We start from the raw sequence: 22,262 nt of genomic DNA, 5'->3' as shown, positions 1-22,262 counted from the left end.
AAGGAAAAAAACGTGAATATTCCTTATGCAGAACTTCTCTTTTCGGGAGAAAAAGGTTGTTTGCTAAAAAAGATTAGAAAAAAGCTTGTTTTTCTAATATATAAAACCGTACTTTGTCGTGTTGTTCTATAACAGAGTTGCCTTGTCGCTTCTTGTTGAATCGCAAACAACTCATTATAGGGCTGTTAATCCGGTTTTGACTTATTTCGTAAATAAGTCTCGTATCCCTTCCTCAGCAGATTATTCAAGAATCTCGTTATTTGTTTATTCGCCTTGTTCAGTTCCGACTGGTCGAGCGAGCTGAGATAGCATCGGGTGGTCTTCTCGGACGAATGCCCCATCGCTTGGCTAATCACGGCAACCGGGACGTGGTGCGCCAAGGCCTCCGAGGCCCATGTGTGACGCATGACGTAAGAGGTGAGCTTGATCTTCAGCCCCAGCCGCTCGCCGATTTCCCTCAAGGCCCGGTTCTGCCGGCTCAATAACCGTTTGTATTCTTGATTATTGGTGTGATCCGGAGATGTCAGCCCCAAGTCGAAGATGAAAGGCGTGTCATTCCTGTATTTCCGGATCAGGGCCTTCATGCCGGAGGTGATTTCGATCCGGATCTGCGTGCCTGTCTTGCGGCGGTTGTACACGATCTCGCCGCCTCGGATATTTTCCTTTCTCAAGTTCACGATGTCCACGAAAGGCATGCCGAAGGCCATAAAACTGAAAATCGACAGGTCAGCGGCCCGCTCAAGGTCCGGTCGCTCCCGTAAGTCCTGTGCCGCTATCTCCCGGATGGCTTCGGAGGGGATGGCCCGTTTGGCGGTCTCTTCCCTTTTCAAGCGTAAGCGTGCGAAAGGGTTCTCCCGTACGGTCACCAGCCCTTCGGACAAGGCGGCGTTGTAGATCGCCCTCAGGCTACTCATATAACTATTGACCGAGTTGGTCTTTAACCCCAGTTTCTGCAAGAAACAGTGGAAATCGGCGATCTGTGTCGCCGTCACATCTTTGATACGGCAAACGCTCTTCCCCAAGAAACGCTCGAAATGTCGTCCCGCCACCTCATATAGTTCCGCGGTACTCAGCTTTCCCTGCTCCCTCTTGCTATGAGCACGTATCTTGACGTACTCGATGAATAAAAGAGCCGTGCTTTTGTTCTTTTGTTTGGATTGTCCCATAGCTTCTCTCCTTAATTAATTACATGAAAACATACTGACCCTATGTCGTGTTTTAAAGACATTCATGGTTTTCCAAAGAGAAACTAAAATATGAAAAAAACTTGGTTTGTACTACTCTCGGGTACAAACCAAGTTCTTACGAAGATATGTATGTTTATTAAGACGATATCAGCCTCGTACCTGTTTTGCGTCTAGGCGTTCTACCACCTTGCCATAAATAATCAAGGCAAAAGCCGAGACTAAAGCGATCGCTCCGAAATAATACCAGATATAATGGGCATTTGCGCTAGCCGTCAGCCATTCCTCATGAGAGGCGAAGAGGGTAGGTTCCGGACAGTATTTACTCAAAAGGAATCCGGATAATCCAAACCCAAAGATAGAGGATAAGAAGGAATGCAAATGGCTGAATCCAAGATAAAGACCTTCCTCTCCCTTGGGAGCTTGCAAAGAGAAATACTCGAGGAAGCGAGGCGATATGAATGTCTCGGCCAAGCCTTGGAACACGATGCCTACCACCATCATGAAGGCAACAGGGTGCATGCCGAGTATATTCGTATTTCCGTCTAGCATATTTCCGGATGCCATGCAAAGAGCGGATATCGGCATGATGAACATACCGACCGTCATGGAAGTAAGCGCTGTCCGCTTCCGCATCATCTGCGTTACTAGATTGACTGTCAGAACTACGACTAAAGGGTTTACGTTGGCGTACCAAGAAGGAGAGGCCCCCTCACCGGCCAAACGAAGCACATATTTAGGCATCGTGGCATACAGCTGGTGTTGCACCATCCAGAATCCGGTGATAATGATGATTAAGGTAATCAGCCGGCCATTACTGCAAACTTTGATCAAGGCGTTCCAAATCTGCCCGAACGTCTTGCCCTCGCCCGAGTGCTGGGCGCTTTTGTAGAAGAACCAGATGGCTAGCAAGGCAAGGAACGTCATGCTGGCCGAGAAATAATTCAGGGTGATCAACCCCTCGTTACCCAACGCCTCGCGAAGCGGCTTCACGATGGTCTTTCCGGAGAAAGCCCCGATATTTACCATCGCATAGAAGATAGAGAAACCCTTCGCCCGGGTTTCCGGCGTGGTCTCTTTAGCGACCGTGCCGGAGATAACGCTCTTGATAAAAGCCCCGCCGCATACGATCAAGGCCATGATAGGGATAATGCCGTACTGAAGATTGCTCTCCAGCAATCCCGTAAAGGTAGTCGTCGTGCTGTATTCAACAAGTCCGGCGGATTGAAGCCAAGTAGGGTAAACTGCCAGTCCTAGATAACCACAAGTTAACAAAGTGAAAGCCAGTAGCATCGAGTTGCGGAAACCGATCTTATCGGCCAACGCTCCGGCGAACGTGGGCAGCAGATACAGACAAGCGGAAAAGATACCGGCGATACTGGCGGCCTGAATGTCGTTAAAGCCTAAGATGCGGCTAAGATAAAGGGTGATGACGATAAATACGCCATAATAAGCGGCTCGCTCGAACAACTCGACGGTGTTCGCTACCCAGAATGCTTTACTGAACTTGATTTTCTCTTGTTTCTTAGTTGTCATGATATTTTTATTAGTAAGATAGATTAGATGGATAAGTAAAAGAGGAGGCGCAGGTGAGAAAATGAAGAGCTGCGCCTCCTCGTCTTTGTTTTATCGTATAGTAATTACGAATTAGGGCTTTACGGTATACGGTTGGTGGATCGCCTTATCGAAAGCTTTCCAATGCTCATCCGTCATGTTGCCCGGCGTAAACAACGCCACGCCAGCCGCTCCGTTTTCCATGGAGCCTCTTACGGCCTCCTCGATCTCGGACGGGATCAGTCCGTGGCCTTCCGGGTCCTTGATATTCGCCTTGTTCTGCCAATCCTCGCAGATGAACAAACCGCTATAAACCGGCTTCTTGCCTTGCACGGAGGCTACTTCCTCTTTCACGATCGGAGCCAGCCAAGAAGCGTCCTCCAGATAGAAATCGTTATAATTCATCGGGAAGAAAGCGTCGATATTCCATTTATTCCATTCTTGACGAACCATCCACTTGGCGTGAGAGTCCGGCCCCGGGAATACGGCGGCGCTCACTTTCTTGCCTTTGCCGTGAACCTCGTCGGCGATGCGGTTTACCAATTTCGTGATCAAGTCGCAACGGAACTGCGCCCATTCTGCGCATTTGGAAGGATCCTCTACGGATTTGATGTCGATACCGGTAGCGGCCTTGAAATCGGCCACGCATTTGTCACAGTAACAATAGTCCGCCGTAGGATATTCCTCGTCCATCACCAAGCCGTATTTTTCCCAAAGTCCGCGGGCTAAGATGACATCCACGTAACGGATATAATCCAGATGGATATAATCCACCTCCGGGATATCGGCTACCTTGCCATACAGATTCAGCAAGAACTCCGCCGTACCTTCTTGGTTCGGGCACAGGCATTTGTAATAAGGCACATACGCCTGTACGGAATAGGCCGACTCGCCTTTCCGGTTCACGGCGTAGAGGGTGGAGTCCAATCCATGTTGCAACATGGCGGGAATCCATGCGTGATATTCCATGCCATTGGCATGGGCCGCTTTGGCGGCACGCTGAATTTTCTCCGTGTCATGGCCGGCGTTGTAGCACATCCCGTCTACTCCGTGGGCATGCCATTTACTAAAGTCCGCCTGTAAGGTTTGCTCGGTGGTATTCCCACCTTCGCCTTGCCATGCGTAGACCTTGACTGTTTTCTCGGGAGCCTTGACGCAAGCCGTCAGAGTGACGGCCGCCAAAGCGATAAAGAGCTTCTTCATATCTCGCAAGCGCATAAAGTCGGTATTAAGTTACGATCGCCATAAGCGTTATCTACACGGGCTACGTTAATCCAAAACTTGCTGTCGTGCAACCATTCCAGCGGGAAGGCAGCCTTCGTGCGGGGATATGCGTGTTTCCACTCGTCGGCGGTCACCTCGTATTCCGGATGCGGGGCGTTCTTCAAGACGTTGTCCTCCTTCGAAGCCTTGCCTTCCTCCACCTCCTTGATCTCGCTCCAGATACATTCCATTACCTCTACGAAACGATCCAGCTCGGCCTTGCTCTCGCTCTCGGTCGGCTCTACCATCAAGGTGCCGTGTACCGGGAAAGATAGGGTAGGAGCGTGGTAGCCGAAGTCCATCAAACGCTTGGCGATATCGCCCTCGTCGATGCCCGAACGCTCTTTTACCGTGCGGCATTCCAAGATCAACTCATGACCTACACGGCCTGTCGCCCCGGTATAAACGATACCGTACGTATCCTTGAACTTAGCGGCCAAGTAATTGGCGTTCAAGATGGCCGTCTTCGTCACCGTCTCAAGACCTTCCGTACCCAGCAAGCGGATGTAAGCGTACGTGATCGGCAGGATACCGGCGCTACCATAAGGAGCCGCGGATACCGTATTCAAGTCGCTGCCCCAAAGCACCGGATGCTGCGGCAAGAACGGAACCAGATGCTCGGCCACGCAGATCGGGCCTACGCCGGGACCACCACCTCCGTGAGGAGAAGAGAAGGTCTTATGCAGGTTCAAGTGACATACATCGGCGCCGATCGTACCCGGATTTGTCAATCCAACCTGCGCGTTCATGTTGGCGCCATCCATATAAAGCTGTCCTCCGCAAGCGTGAACGATGTCGCACATCTCCTTGATGTCCACCTCGAAGATACCATGCGTAGACGGATAGGTAATCATGCTGGCAGCCAGACGCTCCTTGTTCTCCTCGGCTTTCGCGCGGAAATCTTCCAGATCGATATTACCATTCTCGTCGCATTTAACGGTTACGGTCTTATACCCGCATTGGATAGCGCTGGCCGGGTTGGTTCCGTGGGCGGAAGCCGGAAGCAAAACGATATCACGATGGCCTTGGCCGATGCTTTCCTGATAAGCACGGATCACACGAAGACCCGTGTACTCGCCGGCGGCGCCGGAGTTCGGTTGCAACGTACAGCCCTTGAAGCCCGTGATCGTGCATAAGTAAGAAGACAGGTTCTCGATCAGCTCCGTATAGCCCTCCACTTGCTCCTCCGGAGCGTATGGGTGGATATTCATGAATTCCGGACGGCTGAGCGGCAGCATGGAGGAGGCCGGGTTCAGCTTCATCGTGCAAGATCCCAGCGAGATCATGGATTGAGCCAAGGAAACATCCTTTCGTCCCAAACGGGTGATGTAACGCATCAACTCGGTCTCCGTATGATATTTCTTGAATACGTCTTGCCGCAAGAAATCGGAGGTACGGGCGAATTTAGCGTCGAAATAAGTCTGGGCGGGGATAGACTCGTCCAGCATATAGTCTTTACCGGCGGCACCGGCGAAGATGTATAGTAATACGCCTATGTCCGTAGGCAATGTCGTCTCGTCTATGCTGACGCCCACTTGTCCGGCCTCGAAATAACGCAAGTTCACCTTGCACTCCAAGGCGATCTCACGCAGCGCGTTCACCGACACGTGCGCGGGAAGCTGTATCTTCAAGGTATCGAAATAATCCTTGTTTAATTGCGTATATCCCAGTTTCTCCAACTCCTTGGCCAAGAATCCGGCCGTGGAATGAATCCGTCCGGCGATGTTACGCAACCCCTCCGCTCCATGATATACGGCGTAGAAGCCGGCCATGGTAGCCAACAACGCCTGAGCCGTACAGATATTGGACGTAGCCTTCTCACGTTTGATATGTTGCTCGCGGGTCTGCAAGGCCAAGCGATAAGCCGGATGGCCGTAAGCGTCCTTGGAGATACCGATGATACGTCCCGGGATCGTACGTTTATAATCGTCCTTCGTAGCGAAGAAAGCGGCGGAAGGACCCCCGTAGAACATCGGGATACCGAAGCGCTGGCTGCTACCGAATACGACATCCGCTCCCCATTCTCCCGGAGGAGTCAGCAATACCAAGCTCATCAAGTCGGCGGCTACGCCTACCTTGGCTCCGGCGGCGCCCGCACGGGCTACGAATTCCTTATAGTCCTCGATCGAACCATCCGCGTTCGGGAACTGTACGATGGCGGCGAACACATCCGGCGTGAACTCGAATTTCTTATAATCGCCCACTACCACCTGGATGCCCTGCGGGATCATGCGGGTGTGGATGACGGCCAGCGTAGAGGCGAACACATTCTCGTCGATGAATACCGTATTCGCTTCCGCTTTCACCTGCGCACGGCTACGTGAACCATGGAACATGGTAACCGCCTCGGCTGCCGCGGTCGCCTCATCGAGTAGCGAGCAGTTTGTCAAAGGTAATCCTGTCAATTCACTGATAACAGTCTGGAAGTTCAGCAACGCCTCCAAGCGTCCTTGGGATACTTCCGCCTGATACGGAGTATAGGAGGTGTACCAAACCGGGTTCTCGAATACGTTACGTTGGATCGGGGCCGGGCAAACCGTGTCGTACCAACCCATACCGATATAAGAGGTGAATACCTCGTTCTTGGAGGCCAGCTCGGCGATATGCTCGGCGAACTCACGTTCCGTCATGGCCTCCGGGAGGTTCAACGGCTCTTTCAAACGGATGTTGGCCGGAATGGTCTGATCGATCAACTCGTCCAAAGACTTCACGCCAATCGTCTCCAACATAGCGGGAATATCTTCCGCTGAGATGCCCACGTGGCGGTTTACAAACTTATTTGTGTCCATAATTCTAGTATTTTATAAATAAGGATTATTTAATTTCTCATCAATGATTCGTGTCTCGGGGCCATGGCCGGGGTATACCACGGTCTCGTCCGGCAACGACAGTAATTTGTCCTTGATAGCGGCAAGCAGTACATCTTGGTTGCCTCCCCATAGATCAGTACGGCCGATGCTTCCGGCGAACAAGGAGTCTCCTACGATCACGAAACCGTTCTTCTTGTTATAGAAAGCCAAGCCTCCGGGCGAATGGCCGGGAACGCTCAATACCGCCAGCTCGGATTTCCCGAACTTTATGATTTCCCCGTTTACCAGATATTTCCCTACCGGGATGCTTTTCGCCTTCATCGGCAGGCCGAATGCCTTGGCTTGCTCCTCGGGAGAGGGAAGGCCCTCCACGTCCGCTTTATGGGCTTCCGGGCTCAATCCGTAGGTGTCATGGATGAATTCGTTACCGAATATGTGATCCAGATGGAGGTGCGTACAAAGGTAACGTTTCAGCGTCAGCCCGTTCTGGGCGATAAAGTCGCTTACTTCTTTTTGTTCCTCTTTGCGCAGGCAGCCGCAATCGATAAGGACCGCCTCCTTGGTATCATCGTATAGCAAGTAAGTATTCTCGGAGAAATAGTTTACTTCGAAAGATTTTATCGTAATCATAAGGGTACGTACACTACTTTTTTAGTTTCAAAAAACTCTTCTTTAAAATGGTCTTTCAGATCCATGCTTATCGCTTGGTTCCGGAAAGGCAATATCTCGTGCGCCAGCTCTCCACCTTTCAGGCAAATCAATCCGTTGGGCAACGCGTTGATCTGTTCTTTCTTTATATTCTTGCGGACGAGCTTTACCAGATCCGCCAGAGGCATCACGGCACGGCTTACCACGAAATCGAAAAGCTGCTTTTCCTCCTCGCCCCGGCAATGGCGGAAGGATACGTTCTCCAGCCCGATCGCCTCGGCCACGGCTTGTCCCACCTTGATTTTTTTCCCGATGCTGTCTACCAGATGGAAATGGGTCTCCGGGAATAAGATCGCCAAGGGGATGCCGGGAAAACCGCCTCCCGTACCCAGATCCATCACCGAGGAACCCGGCTTGAAACGCAGCATATCGGTGATACCCAGCGAGTGAAGCACGTGATGCGGATATAGGTTCTCGATATCCTTCCGTGAGATCACGTTGATCTTGGCGTTCCAATCCGTATATAGGTCATATAGGGCGGCGTATTGCTCTTTTTGCCGGTCGGTGAGATCGGGGAAATAAGATGTGAGAATTGAGAATTGAGAATTGAGAATTGAAAATTTCTCTGTATTTTGTTCCATAGGACATCTGTTTATAGGTTTATCTATCATTAATTTTCAATTCTCAATTTTCAATTAACTGACTTATCGGGCTGTCATCCCGCAGCAAATAGCGGATTTCCTTGTAAGGGAGATGGACGTTCGTGACGCCTACCACGTATGCCGCTATCTCATATTCGTTGAAAGAATAGGTGATACCCGTCTCGTCTACGAGGAAGTTCCCGTTCGGGAAGATCTCGTCCACGCTAAAGAAACCGATATTTTCCAGTTCCTTGGCGTCGGATACGTTGTTTTGCTTGGCGATCTGATCTACCAATATTCGCGCCAGATTGTCTTGATAGTTGTCCACGAATATCTCCTCCTCGGTGATCGGCTTACCGGTCTTGAGGTTCACTACATGGTTATTGTAGGAATGCGCGCCGTGCGCTCCGCCCGTATAGTTCTCGAAGCTTACCGTATAGCTGATGATATCGTCTTGGTTGAAGGCGATATCATCCGACGACATCTCATAGTAAGAGAACCAAGAGCCCACCGGTGTCTCGTCGGATTTCGCCACCTCAGCCTTGTAATCCTCTTCCAGATCCTTATAAGCGGCCAGATAGTCGTCGGTATATTTCCGTACCGCCTCCTCGGGGGATAATTGCTCATAATTCTCGCCGAAATAAGAGGAGACGAACTGTCTCTGTAGATTCTTAAGAACCTCTTTATCCGAATATTTCCGGGGATAAACGAACTTGATCTCTAGATTGCAATTGGGATTATCCGGATTATCTAACAAATGGTAAGTCTTTTCCACGCTGATAGAATCAAACGTGATACTGTTTTCGGAAGCCTTCTTCGTTCCGGTATCGCAACCCGTGGCTAAGATACCTATCAAAAGAAGCGCTAGCATGCTTTCGCGTAAATGCGTTCTCATCGGACTACAGATTTAATTTATTTGTACGCGAATGTACGTTATTAAATTGTATAATCAAATTGCACGATGAAGTTTAATAAGAGGACAATCTTTCCTCGGTGGTTTTCGGGTTGAGTTGTCTATTTGTCCGATACTTTCCGGGTGTTCTCTTGCGTGAGAAGAATAGTTCCCATTTTATATCACCTAGGGGCATACCTAGCCTTATCCTTCATAAGATGCAAGGCCACCAAACGCTGTCGTTATATTAATGTTATAATACAAATACACTTTTGCGCCTGCATCAGGTTTTCTTGAGCTTGTACTTTCTTGGTCATAATAAACCTCTATTTCGGCTTGAGGATCTTCTGGTTTTTCCCCTTCATCGATAATGTCATTTTCACTACAACCAATAAAAATGACCATGAAAAATATAAATAAAGAAGTTCTCATGTTTCTGAATCAGTTTTAATTAGTTAACAACTAAAATAGGATTGCCCTAAATGTACAATTAGTTTTTATCATACCATTATAGTTTGAAGGAAATTATGGGTAATGATGATAAAATTTAACTATAGCCTATTGGCACAAGTCTACCATCAATAGGATGTGAACGCATTAAAAAGGTTAAACAATAGTGAGCTACCTATATTCTCACGAACGAGATAGCTCTTTTCTTTATTTAACTAAATAACCAAGCTTTTCCTCTGAAAAGCCATGTTGTTAAATTCGATTAATTATAGGCCAAATGTATAATTATTGGAGAAATAGAGTTTTTATGGGCAGACACAAAAAAAAAGCGTGAAGCTGCCGTTATATTGTTATAGGCTTGTCAGGTATCCCCATACCTTTGTCAACTATAACAAACGACAGCTCACGCCATTATTGTATATTTGAGATAATACAACAGCGTGAGCATGAAGTTTGTTATTCTAGTTGACTTTGCTTTTAGGGATGTTTGACAATGCCTAGAATAACACTCGATGCTCTAATACATAATATGTCGCCATGCTTTTCGGCTAACGCTATAGCCACATGACGATGCAAATATAACTATATATTTTGTAAATCAATGTTTTTATTGGCGAATTATTAACAGATATGCAAGTGTATACTACTCGTTCTTATGCTTTCTCTTTAGCTATCAGCCCATCGAAATACCTCCGCAGCAACCACGCCATGGCTTGCTGTCGCACCATCGTCAGCCGATAGTCCTCGCTGATGGGCAGGTGACCCGGTGGTCTCCAATGGGCGAAGAGGCTCATGGCGTGGCGTTTCTCCTCGGGGGTATCGTGTATCAATCCCCGCTCTTGCAAGGACTGGTAGACACGGGCGGGATAAAGGCGTTCCAGCGGGTAACCGGCCTTGTATTGCTGGAATACCTTGCGGAGAAAGGCAAGCTCACGCTCTTCCTTGTAAGCCTCGCTGACGGGCGGGAGAGCGTTTAGCCGCCGATCCCGTTCCCGTTCCACGACGGCGTGATAGCGCAGGTCGCTCGTCTTGTAGGCTTTCAGCCAACGTGAGAAGGTGCGGAGGTTCACGCCCGTGTAGTCTCCGAACGTGCCTTTCGCCCCTAGCTCGAAGCAAAGCGATACCTCGGGGAAGGTGAGGTAGGCGTATGATTCCCGGAGGTCGGACGATAACTTGGCCGCCAATATCCCGATATCCCGCTCGTTGTACGTCTGGTAGCCGACCATGATGTACGTCTGTGCGATCAACTGGGAGACGGATTGCGTGAGTTGTTCGATTGATATGTCCTCGATCCGTTCCGAGGACAAGGATTCCCGTAGCCTAAGCTCTAGACCTGTCATGTCCGTCGGCTTGTAAGATGTTCAATGCTATTTGTGCCGCTCGTTCGCTCGCTTTCATGGCTTCTTCTATGCGTGAGGGGGCGGCGGGCCGTTTGTTTCCGGCCGGGGCGATTGGTGCGGGACGATTGATTATGTCTGCCTCGGGTTGGTAATCGAGGCATCTCCACCAAGAGGTGAAACGACGGGCGTAATCGTTCTTGGTGCGGAGCGTTCCCATGTCGCCGGTAGAGACGATGTGACTCTCGAAAAGTTCCATCACGCCCGGTAACAGGTCCAATACGGCGGGACCTTTGCCGCTCATACGGACGATAGCGGCCCGCCAATCCTCATCGTTGGATAGTTCGTCTCGATAAGAGCGGAGGATCTCTTCCCGTGCGTACGTGCGTGCGGGAGAAGAAGTAGTAGTAATGTTTTCTTTCCTTTCCTTTACTATACTATATGCACTTTTCGTGTCATTTTGCGGGGTTTCGTCTGCGAAAACCTCGGTTTTTACATCGTTAACTATCTTATACAACTCAATAACAGCTTTATTATCTGGTCTTTTACTCTTTGAAAAGGCATATTGCTCTTGTATGGTCTCGGAGGTTAGGATATGGCTTTTGTCAAAAGATCTCTCGTGGAATAATCCGAGTTCTATCATTATCCCGATCATGCTCCGGATGTCTTTTTCTTCGAGCCCGAGTTGATCCGAAAGATCGAATATATAGTTGTCGGTTATTTCTATAAAATAACTATTGGCGTAAATGTCGCATAATAAATCCATATAGAGGACGATTGCCTTGAAGCCGCCTTTCCTCTTCAAGCGGCGTATCGTGCGATTATTCATGAAATCGGTATTGAGCGGGAAATAATCCAGCCCCTTTTTAATAGGTCGTGCCATGGTTAATTGAAAATTGATGATTGAAAATTGAAAGTTAATCGCGAGTCTTGATCGCCCTCACGATCCATTGCAGCGTGCGTACGTTGAGCAGCTCGGCGGGCGTGGTGCGTATCACGAGCCATCCGCAAGCGGCGGCCTCGTTGTATTTTTCCGTGTCACGCTTCCAGCCCTCGGGGCGGAAGTGGCGACCGCCGTTCCATAAGCCGCCCTCCACCTCTATGGCTACGTGGGCTTGAGGAATGGCGAAGTCGAAACGCCACTCACGGGTGGGGTGGAAGGGGAACTCCCGTTCCACCCGCAGCCCCGTGTAGCGTAAGACGGCCTCGCTAAGCGGCGAGTAGTCCGTTCCCATCAGTCAGGAGTTGTTCGGCCTCTCGGTCCGTGTCGCAGATCTCCACGTAGAAGGTTCCCATCCGGTTGTCGAAGGTGATCCATTTGCGGATGCGTGGCTCGTAGTAATACCCGTACTCGTTTCCCCGTGCGAAGCGGTAGTTGCGTGAGCGGCTCTCGCCCGAGGCGAGGTGGAAGAAACAGGCGGCGGCTTGGTCGCCCAGCAGACAGCCCTTGGCCGTCGGCGTGATAAGCGTGGATGCGTGTGTCATGGTCTTAGGCGGCTGTGTTAAGAGGTTCGTCACTCGTGTTCCCGATCTCGACGAAACGCTCCATGCCGAGGCGCTTGCCTTGCGTGATGTATAGCAGTGCCTCACGCTCGCATAGCGAGAGGTCTTCCAGCAGGCGGTCTATCCATGCGTACTCGTCCCGCCCGAGGTGGAGCCGGGCGGCGAGGTTGACGGGGCAGGTGTTATCGTCGGCACGGTTGACGGCGTAGATGGTGAGCAACTCCGAGTCGCCGGACGGCTGGCGGTAGAAGCCCTCGGCCCGGAGGCCGGGGAAGCAGGTGCCGCAGATCTTCTCCACGTGGAAGTTCAGGTTCGCCATGGCCAACGTAAATTCCTCATGGATAGGGCACTCGTTCTGGTAAGAGGTCTGGTAGCTGTCGGCGGTACGCTCATCGTACACCTCGATCGTCGCTTTCAATTTGTTATCCTTGATGGATACTTGCTTGATTTGTTTGATATTAGACATTCGGTAATTGATAATTGAAAATTGATAATAGGAAATTGATTGGCCTTGGATTTGTCAAGCCGTTTTCTTGCGTTTGGGTTCGGCTAGGTAGCTCACGTGCGGGCTGTCCACGAGTATGCCCTTGCGGGCTTGCGCCTTGGCGTACATGAGTATCGGGTGGAAAGTCTTGCGCAACTCGTCGTCCGGCATCCCCTTGCCACGGTTCTCCCACCAGAAGGCCAGAAGGACCATGTAGCCCTCGGGAGATAGGGGTTCCGGTATCAGCTCGGAGTCGATGGCCCGCAGGCTCAAGTCACGCTCGCCGAGCAACCGGCGCTTGTCCGCACGCTCCAGCGCCGTGCGTTTCTCCTCCTCCGAGAGGTCTTGGCGGCCTTCGATACGGCGCTGCGTCTGCCGGAGGTTCTTCTCCAGACGCTCCCGCTGCTTGAACGCCTCGTCCATTTGCTTACGCAGGAAGGAGTCGAGGTATTGCCCGCAGGTATGCGCCGGTGTCCCGGGCTTGCGTGGATCAATGGCGTTCTCTAAACTCACGAACCGTTTTTGCAGGTCGGCCAAGATCTCGGTGAAAGGGCGGCGCATCTCGTGCATCGCCTTGATCTGGCTGGCGCATTGGGAGTTGTAACTGCGGATCTCGTCGGCCATCCCCTCGTCCATGCCCTCATGCTCGGCACGACGGATCAGCTCTTGCCCGAATCGGATAAAACGTACGCTATTCTCTGCGTTTTGGTTCAATGCGATTGCGCATTTTTCCATAGACGGGGTTTGGATCAACATAGTTTTTTGTTTTGTTTCGTTACTCTTCATTACTTTAATTTATAAAATTAATATTACGTAAATTTGTTGGTTAACAACTTTATTTGCGGCAAATATAAATCAAACTTTAATATGAAGCAAATTAAATATCGATAAAATCAAATATTTATCAATAATTTATAAATGAGTCTTTTTGGTTCATCTTTATACGATAGGAGGAAGTAGTATTAATTAATATTTATTAATTACAAATGTATATCTAATAATTTTATTCGAAAGGAATTGAATTTCTGTCCGAATGGACGGCGGAACCGATCCGAATGAAAATAAGATCCGATCCGGATGTGATTATGGACTTAATAGATCTGGCTAATGATGTCTTGTGATGCCATAAGTACTAATTGGAATGTTTAACGAGTTATCGTGATTCAAAGTCTATGAAGTGTTTTTTTGATAAAAGTTCTTTTATTTGAGTTTTTTTGCTATCTTAGGCAAAAATATCTATTGTCATGAAACGAGTGGAAAATATCCTTTATTATTTGGCATTATTTGTTATGGCCGTTTTGATGTCTTGTGATGACAAATCACAGATTTGTGATTTTCAAGATGACAATCAATATCTTGTCACATTAAGTGATATGGAAGGGACTATTTCCTATAATAATGAGGAAAAAATCTGGACAATTCATTCACATGAATCGAACACGATTGATGTCGAGAGAATTTTTTACATTAAAAACCCGAGCGCTGATTGTGAGCGAGAGGGGGCTTCCGTGAAATTTAGCGGGAAAATACATCCTCTAGAGGTAGCCACCACCTTGCCTGCGGGTACTACGGTTTTTTGTTTACATTTAAGCGTAATATCAATAATTAATTAGTTTGGTTATGAAAAAACATCTTTTTCTCTTAATATTCGCATTTTTATCAGTGAATGCGTATTCTCAAATATTAATAGATAATGGAGCTCTGATAGATCCAGCTCTAAAGAATGCCCGTTTTAGCATAGAGGGATCTAAGTGGAATAAGACGGCGTTGACATATTGCATTTGTAATACGTCCTCTAAAGTTTCATCATCTGTGCAGAATACTGCGATTAGGGCTGCTTTTAATGCGTGGCAAAGTTGTACAAACATGTCATTTACCCAAGTTTACAATCAATCAGAGGCAGACTTTAAATTAAGCTGGGTAACAGGCAATCACGGCGATGGGGATGATAATGCTTTTGATGGTCCTCATGGAGTATTGGCACATTCGTTCTATCCAGCCCCTGCTGGAGGCCGTTTTGTCGGACAAATTCATTTTGATGATAGTGAAGCTTGGACTGAGGAGTTTTTAGAAGGTGTGGCTACGCATGAGATCGGTCATGCCCTAGGGCTAGATCACTCGGATTTGCCTAATACGCTGATGTTCCCTACTTATTGGGAGGGTTGCCGTATCGCTATTGATGATCTCCAAGGTATCTGGACTCTATATGGTTGTCCCATCTCTGTATCCGGTCCTTCCGGATTTTGTGAGGGCGATATAGCTACTTATACCTTAAATAAATGTCCGGATTACATAAACGTTACTTGGACGGCGGATAATAGAGGGTCTGTTGTTTCAACAACAGGTAACACCTTGAGAATTACGTCCGCAAATAAATCCGGAACCGCTCCTAACAGCTCTATAACGGCACGAGTCGGAACTTTTTCCAAATCTAGATTAGTTCAAGTAGGTAAATCTAACAGGATAAATATAACGGGGCCAACTACCGCACGTGTGGGAAGTACAAAAAAATACACATCATCGGGAGATTGGTTTGATGCTAATTTTTCCACTCTTAAATGGGAAGTATTACCTACGACAGGAGTCTATAGTTCCGTAACAAATGGCGAGCTTTCAGTTACGTTCAATAATGCGGGAAATTATACTCTTCGATGCTATATGTCGACTCCCTGTGGTACCGGTGGCACGGCTTATTTAGTTGTTTCAGTGGGCTATAATTATTCTGTTTCAGTCAACAAATCCGGAAAAACAATTACAGTCGCACAAAATGAGACCAGAAACAAGGCCAATTCTGTCTTCACGTATGAGTTGTTAAATTCAACGACAGGAATATCCTCTCGTAATGGAAGATTGTCTCCAAATGAGACCACAATAGATACAAATGGGTTAAGTTCTGGAATTTATATACTGAAAATCCAAACAGATGATGGTTCGTTTGAAAGTCATAAGGTATCAATATAAGGAAATGGCACGAAGCTGCGAACCGTGAGAAATTGCGTTATCCGTCTTATCTACGTACACTATTAACCCCAATCCTTGGGAAATATGTCCATCCCTTCCGGTAAGTCAACCGGAAGGGATGGTCTGCGTCTATTTTAGGGCCTAAAAAGACGTATGAGAAATCTTGTTTTTATCTTATTGCTTTTCACGGCTTGCCACGGCAGCCGTCACACGTTAAGCCGTCACGGCGAGGAGAACTTGCGCCTCAGCTCGGAGCGCCTCAAGGCGAGCGCCATCAACGTGCCGGGCGGCGGGGCCACGTTGCGCATCCCGTTGTCGGGGTTGAGGCCGTTGCCCGAGGGGGCGGCTTATACGGAGCGTGATGGGCGTGCCGCCTTGTCCGCACGCATCTTGCGTGACACCTTGTATATCGACGCTACCTGCGACAGCCTTCAGCAAGTGGTCTGGGAGTATGAGCGGCTACTTTCGGAGCGGCAAGACACACGGACGGTCTCGGAGCGACATACCGAGCGCAAATCGCTCGCCTCACGGCTTGTCTTCCTGCCGCTTCTCGCCCTATTGGCGCTTATATGCGTCCGTTGGGGCAGGAAGTGACACGTAAGCCAACGGTGTGGGTTTCCGATGGTGTTACCTTTGCTGACGTTAATCAATCATCAACGAATTTATAAATCTTAAAGTCTAAAATCTTATGGCATTAAATTACAAGATCATCACGAGAAAGGTATCTGATTTGAAAGGTGGGGCTAAGACAGACAAGGCGTTCGCTACCCCGGTCTACACGGGTTACACGGAGTTGGAGGACATTTGCAAGGCGATCTCCGAGCGATCGGCCCTCTCAAGCGCCGATGTGAAGGGCGTGCTGGACTCGCTGAACTACGTGCTCGATTTAGAGCTTCGTGGTGGCCGTATCGTCCGCATGGGCGAGTTGGGCAACTTCCGTATGTCGTTCTCATCCAAGGCCGCTGATCCTGCGGCGAAGTTCAACGCCACGGGCAATATCACGGGGGCTCGCATCCTGTTTTATCCCGGCAAGGCCCTTCAAGGCTCGAAGGCGAACGTCAGTTTCGCCCACGTAAAGGATATCACGAATGTCGCTACCGGGGAGAACGGCGGCGGCTCGGATAGCGAGAGTCCGGACGAGATCTAGGGAATTGAAAATTGAGAATTGAGAATTGAAAATTGGGGGTGTTCTGGTTTTCGATTCTCGATTCTGGTTTTCGATTCTCGATTCTTGTTTTTTTGTTTGATATAATTGTTAAATTAAGAAATAAAGTGTAAATTTGTATTATGAAGATACAAGCATTGCATTTAAAGGAAATCGCCGGGATGTACTTCCCTAACAGTACGCCCCGGTCGGCGAACACTCAGATAAAGAGATGGTTTATGTATAATAAGGCGCTGATGAAAGCATTGTCGGACACGGGTTATGTGAACGGCCAGCGTGTGTTTACTCCCAAGCAGGTACAGTTAGTATTCGAGTATCTAGGGGAACCTTGAAAAATAAATCGGCATGAGATTACAACTAGTCATCGCCACGCTCTTATGTCTGGCGGGAATAACATTGCTTTTCATGGGCCTCTGGATGCCTCCACGGGGCGAGATCCATTCCTCCGTATTGGTCGCTTTCGGCGAGGTCTCCACGTTCGCCGGGGCGTTGCTCGGGGTGGACTACAAATATAGATATGGGGATAAAAAACAAGAGTATCACGAATAAAACACCTGTTTATCAACATGGATAAAAATAGTCGGATTTCGGGAAATTTTACAGTAGATGAATTTATTTACAGCCGTACGGCTATAGAGAACGGTATCGACAACATGCCTAGCGAGCTACGGCTCGTCGCTATCCACCTGTTTATCACGCAATTACTCCAGCCTTTGCGAGACCGCCTCGGCGAGCCTATCGCCATTACCAGCGGCTATCGTTGCCCGGAGGTGAATCGCTTGGTAGGCGGTGTCGTCAACTCCCAGCACACAAGGGGCGAGGCCGCCGATTGCTACGCCGCCTGCGGCCCGGAGCGATTGCTGGAAGTATTGATAGATAGCGGATTGCCGTTCGACCAAGCGATCGTGTACAGGAAAAAGAAATTCTTGCACTTGTCTTATAAGGAGAAGGGGAACCGGGGGCAGGTTGTCGTTTGAATTTTTCTTTTTATCTTTGTCACGGATAGTAAATTATTCTGTATCTGATTGATGCACAAATGGCGAATGCTACGATAGAAAGTTGTTGGTAGTGATTTGGCGACTTTAAGATTGCACCAATCTTCTGCATTATGCTTTGTCAAACAACTTTGATACAAAAGTAGCCAAATTCCTTGATTGAGCAAAGAGTTTGGCTACTTTTTTTAATCTATATTAGGAGTGTGTTGCTTAAACGCTTTTATAATTTCATCTTTTTTATCCGTTTTTAGCAATCTTAGTATAAGGTTAGGATATTCCTTGGAAGATAATTTCAATATTGAAGAGATTCGTTCATGTAAGCTTTTACGATTATATATTTTCAACAAACCATCATAATCTTCATTATCTAAAATTTGGTCTATTTCATTTTTTCTATTTTGGTATATTTCTTCAATATTTATAGAAGATTTTACTATGTCAAGTTGAGATTTTAATGCATCTAAAGAGTTTTCTTTGGGTTTCGTATAACATTGCAATTTATGCCTAATTTCTTTTGCACACATTGACGTTAATTGTAGATCATATTCTTTCCTAAATTCATTAAAAAGGAATTCCTTAACTTGATTAAATATCTCTAATGGATTTAAGACCTGATTATCTGCGACAATCTTAATTAGGGTTTCTGATAAATATAAATTCTCAACTTCAGCTACTGACAAAGTATAAATGTTCGCAGTTTTATAGCTGATGACTTCTTCTTCTGTTAAATAATCATGGTCAATTAATCCTTTAATTTCATAATTATGTAGTCCACGTATATGTTCGTTATTAAAGGCTTTTGTCATTTCTATAACCTTGGAGCATTCATGGCAAGGTATTACACTATAATTCTCATAAATATATGGATACAGTTGATTGTCATAACTCCCTCTTTCTCCTTCAACAAATAAAATAGGTTTCCTATTTCCCAAAACCTCAAACATTAAACTATCAGGAATTTCATCTTCAGGCGGTAGCACACTTAATTCCCATTTATCTTTTCCATTATATGATTTTACCCATATTTTTGTTGCCTCTTTTCTTGATGCTGCAAAATCTAAATCATGTGTGATGTATACAAGGATCTTGTCAGTACAAAACTCCTCAATTTTATCCCATAATTTAAACATTATAGATTTGTGTAAATGAATTTCAGGCTCATCAACAACAATGACAGTGTTTTGAGGAGCAATTAAGCATTGCCCTATTAAGTATATAGCAACGCGTTCTCCATCAGACATGTCTTTTGCATGATATTCTGTATCAGTATTATAAATGGCTTTTATCTTAGCATCTTCCAACGAGATTGTTCTATGAGGAAAAACAGAGTCCCATATTTGTATGATTTTATCTGTAACCATGAATGGGACATCAGCTTTTTCCATGTCTTGTTTTTCTCTTTCTCTACAATCTTTTACATAAGCCGCATTTTCCTTATTTTGTCTCGCAAATATACCAGAAAGAACACTGCCATAATCGTTTACTAATTTAGTAGTATACTCTTTTCCCCAACTCCATTTATATCCTTTATTCTGATCTTCTGCATTGCCATAGTAAATTTTGTTCCAAGCGCTTTCCTCACTCGTAATAGTTATATTTTCAGGAATAGACAATGCCCTTTGAGCAGAGATTCTTAAAACGCATCCATTTATGTTTTGTTTTTCTATCCACGCTCCAAGATGACTTTTTCCACTTCCATTAGCACCAACTATAACAAAATTTTGTTCACTATTAATAGTGGTTTGTGCTTTATCTATAGGAATTACTATACTTTGCATAAATTAAAATATTTTGCTGGCTATATCCTTTACAATACTAATGGTGTCGTCTTTCGCATTGATGACTTTGGCAAATTTCAATAATCCATCTACAAAATCACGAATAGTTAATGTCTTTAAATCACAAATCCTTAATTTGGCATAATGAAGTATTGATATTAAACAACAATAATGTCCTTCCCGTCCTATTTCTTTTAATAATTGAAACACTTCATTTTTATCAAAAGAAACATTCTTTCCATATACGAATAAACTGGTATTAAGGTCTGCTTGCTTGAATTTAGTAATAGCATGAGCAACATCCTGTTTTGAGAAGTCTTTATCTTTTACCTCTATCGAATAAACTAATTTTTTGTTCTTATCATATACATCAATATCACCAATCTCTTTTGATGATGCTCCACTTTGATTAACCTTATGGGGTTCTACTTTAAAATCTTTACCCAAATACATCTGCTCTAATTGAGCAACTATTAAAGGGCAAACTTCTCCTTCTAATGAGTGTTCTGTAATAGTGTAAATATAATCTAAAACCAATTGTGAGAATTCACTAATATCAATCAAAGCATCTCCAACGGAAAATTTCGATACATATTCCTTACTCACTTCTCTCATTGTAGATAATGCAGATTTTAGGTATCTATATGCGTCGGAACTATTCGAAATATTAGATAGGACATCAATTACATCAGACAAGGTTTGCAAATCTTTTCCTCTTCTGACCGCATTTGTTAATGAAAGAGACACAAAACGAGCAGGTTTATTAAGAAACGGCTCATTAGAACTACCAAGACACCCTGGAAGTTTTAATGTTTCAAAAGGGACTAAAACTTTATGACACAGAGAACGAGCATCATATTTCCCATCGTCTCCATCTCCCTTTTGTAAACTCAAAATATTTATTTCATCGTTGGTAGCCTTTGCTAATAAAGCTGTGACCAATATGTAACGATATGTCTTATGAGTTCCTCTTAATATCTCACTAATTTTCCGACCGGTTTTATCATTTGACAATTTTGCTTCAACAAAAGCTCTATCAAGAATCAAAGATGCTGTTTTAAAATCAATTGATGCCATATTTTTAATTGAATAGTCCTGAATATATAATTGGTGAGTGTCCTTTTAATACATCAATAACCATAGAACATACAGCTTTTGCTAAATTACAAGGAACAGCATTACCTATTTGAGTATATTGGGAAGATTGACTACCTAAAAATCTATATTCTAATGGAAATGTTTGAATAATACGAGCTTCATCTATAGTCAATCTCCTTAAGAAATTAGGGACAACCTCCTTTTGAGCAATAGTTATATCATTTTGTAAGCGTTCGTGGTATGCTTCCACCCATGGTCGTGAATTACAATACAAAGCTTGCTCATCTATAATTGGAGTTTTATTACCACCCATTGAAGCAGGCAAAGTTGCACTATACCCATCTAATTTTAAAGGACGCCCAAGGCCATTGAATAACATTCCTGCATAAGCGGATTTACGCAAAACAGGATTGTTGGTCAATGTTATTTTTGCATTACAAGTGCTTATATTATTGCCAGTTCCTGCCTTATCTAATACTTTCAATGATTCGCGAACTGTTTTTGCTTTTCTTTTATAAGGTTGAAGCATTACTTCTAAATTGGGGTTTGCAAAATTGTTCCCCTTAAAGCCTATAACAAATATACGTTCTCTTGCTTGGGGCACGTCATAATCTGATGCATTGAGAATACAGAAGTTTACTGAGTATCCCAAAGCTTGTATTTTATTTAGCAATTTACATCTAATAGAAGACCATCTTTCCAATGTTCCTAAAGCTTTTACATTCTCCATTATAAATGCTTTAGGCATAACTGTCTCTAAAACTTTAACATAACTCCAAATAAGCTTACTCCGTTCATCGTCTTCATCCATTTTTCCTGCGATAGAAAAGCCTTGACAAGGAGGACCGCCTATAACTAAATCTATGTTACCTTTATATTGACCAAGTGATGATATATAGGAGTTAATATCCCCTTGATAAATATGTTCTCCGATATTTGTAGAGTAGGAATCACACGCATCTTTCATCATATCATTAGCCCATATGATTTTGGCACCTGCTTGTATGGCACCAATGTCAAGCCCTCCTGCTCCAGAAAAAAGGGATAATGTATTAATTGAATTTTGTATCAACGTTTTTTTTATAGTTCTCATACATCGTAACATGCTAAGTTTGTTACAAAATTACTCGTTTTTTTATTAATTGAGGACAATTATCTCGAGTTTATTTTGCTTTAGCCTAAATCTCCCGACTTCGGAGGGAGATGTTCGCAGAATGCGGCAAGGGTTTCGGGAGTAACCTAAAAGGTTTTGAGTATACAAAACATACCTTGCAGTGTTCAGAAAGACACAAGCCTTTTGAGTAGCCGAGAAAGTTTTGAACAGCTCAAAAGGCATCTTGCTGTGTGCAAAAGCATATTATGCACAAATGCTAAGTTTAGTTTGTTTAATGCTCAACCAATTAGCCAACATTAATGTATATAAGTTTGTTAATCAATCAATCGATATGTTGATTTATCGGCTTATTGATTGAATAATCGGTCTGTTTCTTTGAGGCATT

General features: G+C 45.7%; 24 protein-coding genes. 7 read left to right on the top strand and 17 right to left on the bottom strand.

The features are described 5' to 3' along the window. Positions 1-185 precede the first annotated feature (185 nt). The 14 genes from ACESPU_RS03630 to ACESPU_RS03565 form a co-directional block, all read right to left on the bottom strand. Entirely contained in the window at positions 186-1,166 is a 981-nt protein-coding gene (locus tag ACESPU_RS03630; protein WP_195473631.1) for a site-specific integrase, read from the bottom strand. 168 nt (positions 1,167-1,334) lie between these two features. After that, positions 1,335-2,720 (bottom strand): MFS transporter, encoded by a 1,386-nt coding sequence (locus tag ACESPU_RS03625; RefSeq protein WP_048927746.1) that lies wholly within the window; start codon positions 2,718-2,720, stop codon positions 1,335-1,337. A 111-nt stretch (positions 2,721-2,831) separates the two neighbouring features. After that, on the bottom strand, positions 2,832-3,941 hold the full coding sequence (locus ACESPU_RS03620) for a hypothetical protein (protein ID WP_259009347.1): 1,110 nt from the start codon (positions 3,939-3,941) through the stop codon (positions 2,832-2,834). Continuing rightward, entirely contained in the window at positions 3,938-6,790 is a 2,853-nt protein-coding gene (gene gcvP, locus ACESPU_RS03615) for an aminomethyl-transferring glycine dehydrogenase (protein ID WP_373133135.1), read from the bottom strand. Before gcvP ends, ACESPU_RS03620 begins: the two co-directional genes overlap by 4 nt. A gap of 12 nt (positions 6,791-6,802) precedes the next feature. Continuing rightward, positions 6,803-7,441, bottom strand: coding sequence for an MBL fold metallo-hydrolase (locus ACESPU_RS03610; RefSeq protein WP_044545423.1), 639 nt, complete (start codon positions 7,439-7,441; stop codon positions 6,803-6,805). After that, positions 7,438-8,130: a 16S rRNA (guanine(527)-N(7))-methyltransferase RsmG gene (gene rsmG, locus ACESPU_RS03605; RefSeq protein WP_182438203.1), complete on the bottom strand. Its 693-nt coding sequence runs from the start codon at positions 8,128-8,130 to the stop codon at positions 7,438-7,440. Before rsmG ends, ACESPU_RS03610 begins: the two co-directional genes overlap by 4 nt. A 13-nt stretch (positions 8,131-8,143) precedes the next feature. Continuing rightward, a complete protein-coding gene (locus ACESPU_RS03600) occupies positions 8,144-8,995 on the bottom strand; it encodes a DUF3298 and DUF4163 domain-containing protein (RefSeq protein ID WP_005855566.1) in 852 nt (283 codons plus the stop codon). 201 nt (positions 8,996-9,196) lie between these two features. Beyond that, entirely contained in the window at positions 9,197-9,424 is a 228-nt protein-coding gene (locus tag ACESPU_RS03595; RefSeq protein WP_008771680.1) for a hypothetical protein, read from the bottom strand. A gap of 671 nt (positions 9,425-10,095) precedes the next feature. Beyond that, positions 10,096-10,782 (bottom strand): hypothetical protein, encoded by a 687-nt coding sequence (locus ACESPU_RS03590; protein ID WP_261385559.1) that lies wholly within the window; start codon positions 10,780-10,782, stop codon positions 10,096-10,098. Next, positions 10,763-11,662 (bottom strand): DUF4373 domain-containing protein, encoded by a 900-nt coding sequence (locus ACESPU_RS03585; RefSeq protein WP_057327317.1) that lies wholly within the window; start codon positions 11,660-11,662, stop codon positions 10,763-10,765. The genes ACESPU_RS03590 and ACESPU_RS03585 overlap by 20 nt, the downstream gene beginning before the upstream one ends. Positions 11,663-11,696: 34 nt before the next feature. Next, entirely contained in the window at positions 11,697-12,014 is a 318-nt protein-coding gene (locus ACESPU_RS03580) for a hypothetical protein (RefSeq protein WP_057327318.1), read from the bottom strand. Then, positions 11,989-12,264 (bottom strand): hypothetical protein, encoded by a 276-nt coding sequence (locus ACESPU_RS03575; RefSeq protein ID WP_057327319.1) that lies wholly within the window; start codon positions 12,262-12,264, stop codon positions 11,989-11,991. The genes ACESPU_RS03580 and ACESPU_RS03575 overlap by 26 nt, the downstream gene beginning before the upstream one ends. Before the next feature lie 4 nt (positions 12,265-12,268). Beyond that, a complete protein-coding gene (locus tag ACESPU_RS03570; protein WP_122369636.1) occupies positions 12,269-12,748 on the bottom strand; it encodes a hypothetical protein in 480 nt (159 codons plus the stop codon). A 54-nt stretch (positions 12,749-12,802) separates the two neighbouring features. Beyond that, the gene (locus ACESPU_RS03565; protein ID WP_373133134.1) at positions 12,803-13,552 is read right to left on the bottom strand and encodes a hypothetical protein; all 750 of its coding nucleotides are present in this window, start codon (positions 13,550-13,552) and stop codon (positions 12,803-12,805) included. A 458-nt stretch (positions 13,553-14,010) separates the two neighbouring features. Between ACESPU_RS03565 and ACESPU_RS03560 the strand changes: the two genes are divergently transcribed. From ACESPU_RS03560 to ACESPU_RS03530, 7 genes are all read left to right on the top strand, one after another. Continuing rightward, positions 14,011-14,379, top strand: coding sequence for a hypothetical protein (locus tag ACESPU_RS03560; protein ID WP_227713605.1), 369 nt, complete (start codon positions 14,011-14,013; stop codon positions 14,377-14,379). Between the two features lie 7 nt (positions 14,380-14,386). Then, a complete protein-coding gene (locus ACESPU_RS03555) occupies positions 14,387-15,727 on the top strand; it encodes a M57 family metalloprotease (protein ID WP_146374880.1) in 1,341 nt (446 codons plus the stop codon). 153 nt (positions 15,728-15,880) lie between these two features. Continuing rightward, positions 15,881-16,321 carry a hypothetical protein gene (locus ACESPU_RS03550; protein WP_057327182.1) on the top strand — a complete coding sequence of 147 codons (441 nt, stop codon included), beginning with the start codon at positions 15,881-15,883 and terminating at the stop codon, positions 16,319-16,321. A 94-nt stretch (positions 16,322-16,415) separates the two neighbouring features. Then, the gene (locus ACESPU_RS03545; protein WP_122370513.1) at positions 16,416-16,874 is read left to right on the top strand and encodes an HU family DNA-binding protein; all 459 of its coding nucleotides are present in this window, start codon (positions 16,416-16,418) and stop codon (positions 16,872-16,874) included. Positions 16,875-17,014: 140 nt separating this feature from the next. Next, on the top strand, positions 17,015-17,224 hold the full coding sequence (locus tag ACESPU_RS03540) for a DUF4248 domain-containing protein (RefSeq protein WP_036611558.1): 210 nt from the start codon (positions 17,015-17,017) through the stop codon (positions 17,222-17,224). A 13-nt stretch (positions 17,225-17,237) separates the two neighbouring features. Next, positions 17,238-17,441 (top strand): hypothetical protein, encoded by a 204-nt coding sequence (locus ACESPU_RS03535; RefSeq protein WP_373133133.1) that lies wholly within the window; start codon positions 17,238-17,240, stop codon positions 17,439-17,441. 17 nt (positions 17,442-17,458) lie between these two features. Continuing rightward, entirely contained in the window at positions 17,459-17,869 is a 411-nt protein-coding gene (locus ACESPU_RS03530; protein ID WP_373133132.1) for a D-Ala-D-Ala carboxypeptidase family metallohydrolase, read from the top strand. 203 nt (positions 17,870-18,072) lie between these two features. Here ACESPU_RS03530 and ACESPU_RS03525 read toward each other — a convergent pair whose 3' ends face one another. Genes ACESPU_RS03525 through ACESPU_RS03515 form a run of 3 tightly spaced genes read right to left on the bottom strand, consistent with a single transcriptional unit; the run spans position 18,073 to position 21,856 of the window. Next, positions 18,073-19,665 (bottom strand): DUF4435 domain-containing protein, encoded by a 1,593-nt coding sequence (locus tag ACESPU_RS03525; protein ID WP_373133131.1) that lies wholly within the window; start codon positions 19,663-19,665, stop codon positions 18,073-18,075. A gap of 3 nt (positions 19,666-19,668) precedes the next feature. Further along, positions 19,669-20,742 carry a restriction endonuclease, SacI family gene (locus ACESPU_RS03520; RefSeq protein ID WP_373133130.1) on the bottom strand — a complete coding sequence of 358 codons (1,074 nt, stop codon included), beginning with the start codon at positions 20,740-20,742 and terminating at the stop codon, positions 19,669-19,671. Between the two features lie 4 nt (positions 20,743-20,746). Beyond that, a complete protein-coding gene (locus ACESPU_RS03515) occupies positions 20,747-21,856 on the bottom strand; it encodes a DNA cytosine methyltransferase (RefSeq protein WP_303391609.1) in 1,110 nt (369 codons plus the stop codon). Positions 21,857-22,262 lie beyond the last annotated feature (406 nt).

Source organism: Parabacteroides sp. 20_3, assembly GCF_964238835.1.
Taxonomy (GTDB): Bacteria; Bacteroidota; Bacteroidia; order Bacteroidales; family Tannerellaceae; genus Parabacteroides; species Parabacteroides distasonis.
Note: the sequence above shows the minus strand (reverse complement) of the source record. Positions and strands in the feature narration are given on the sequence as shown.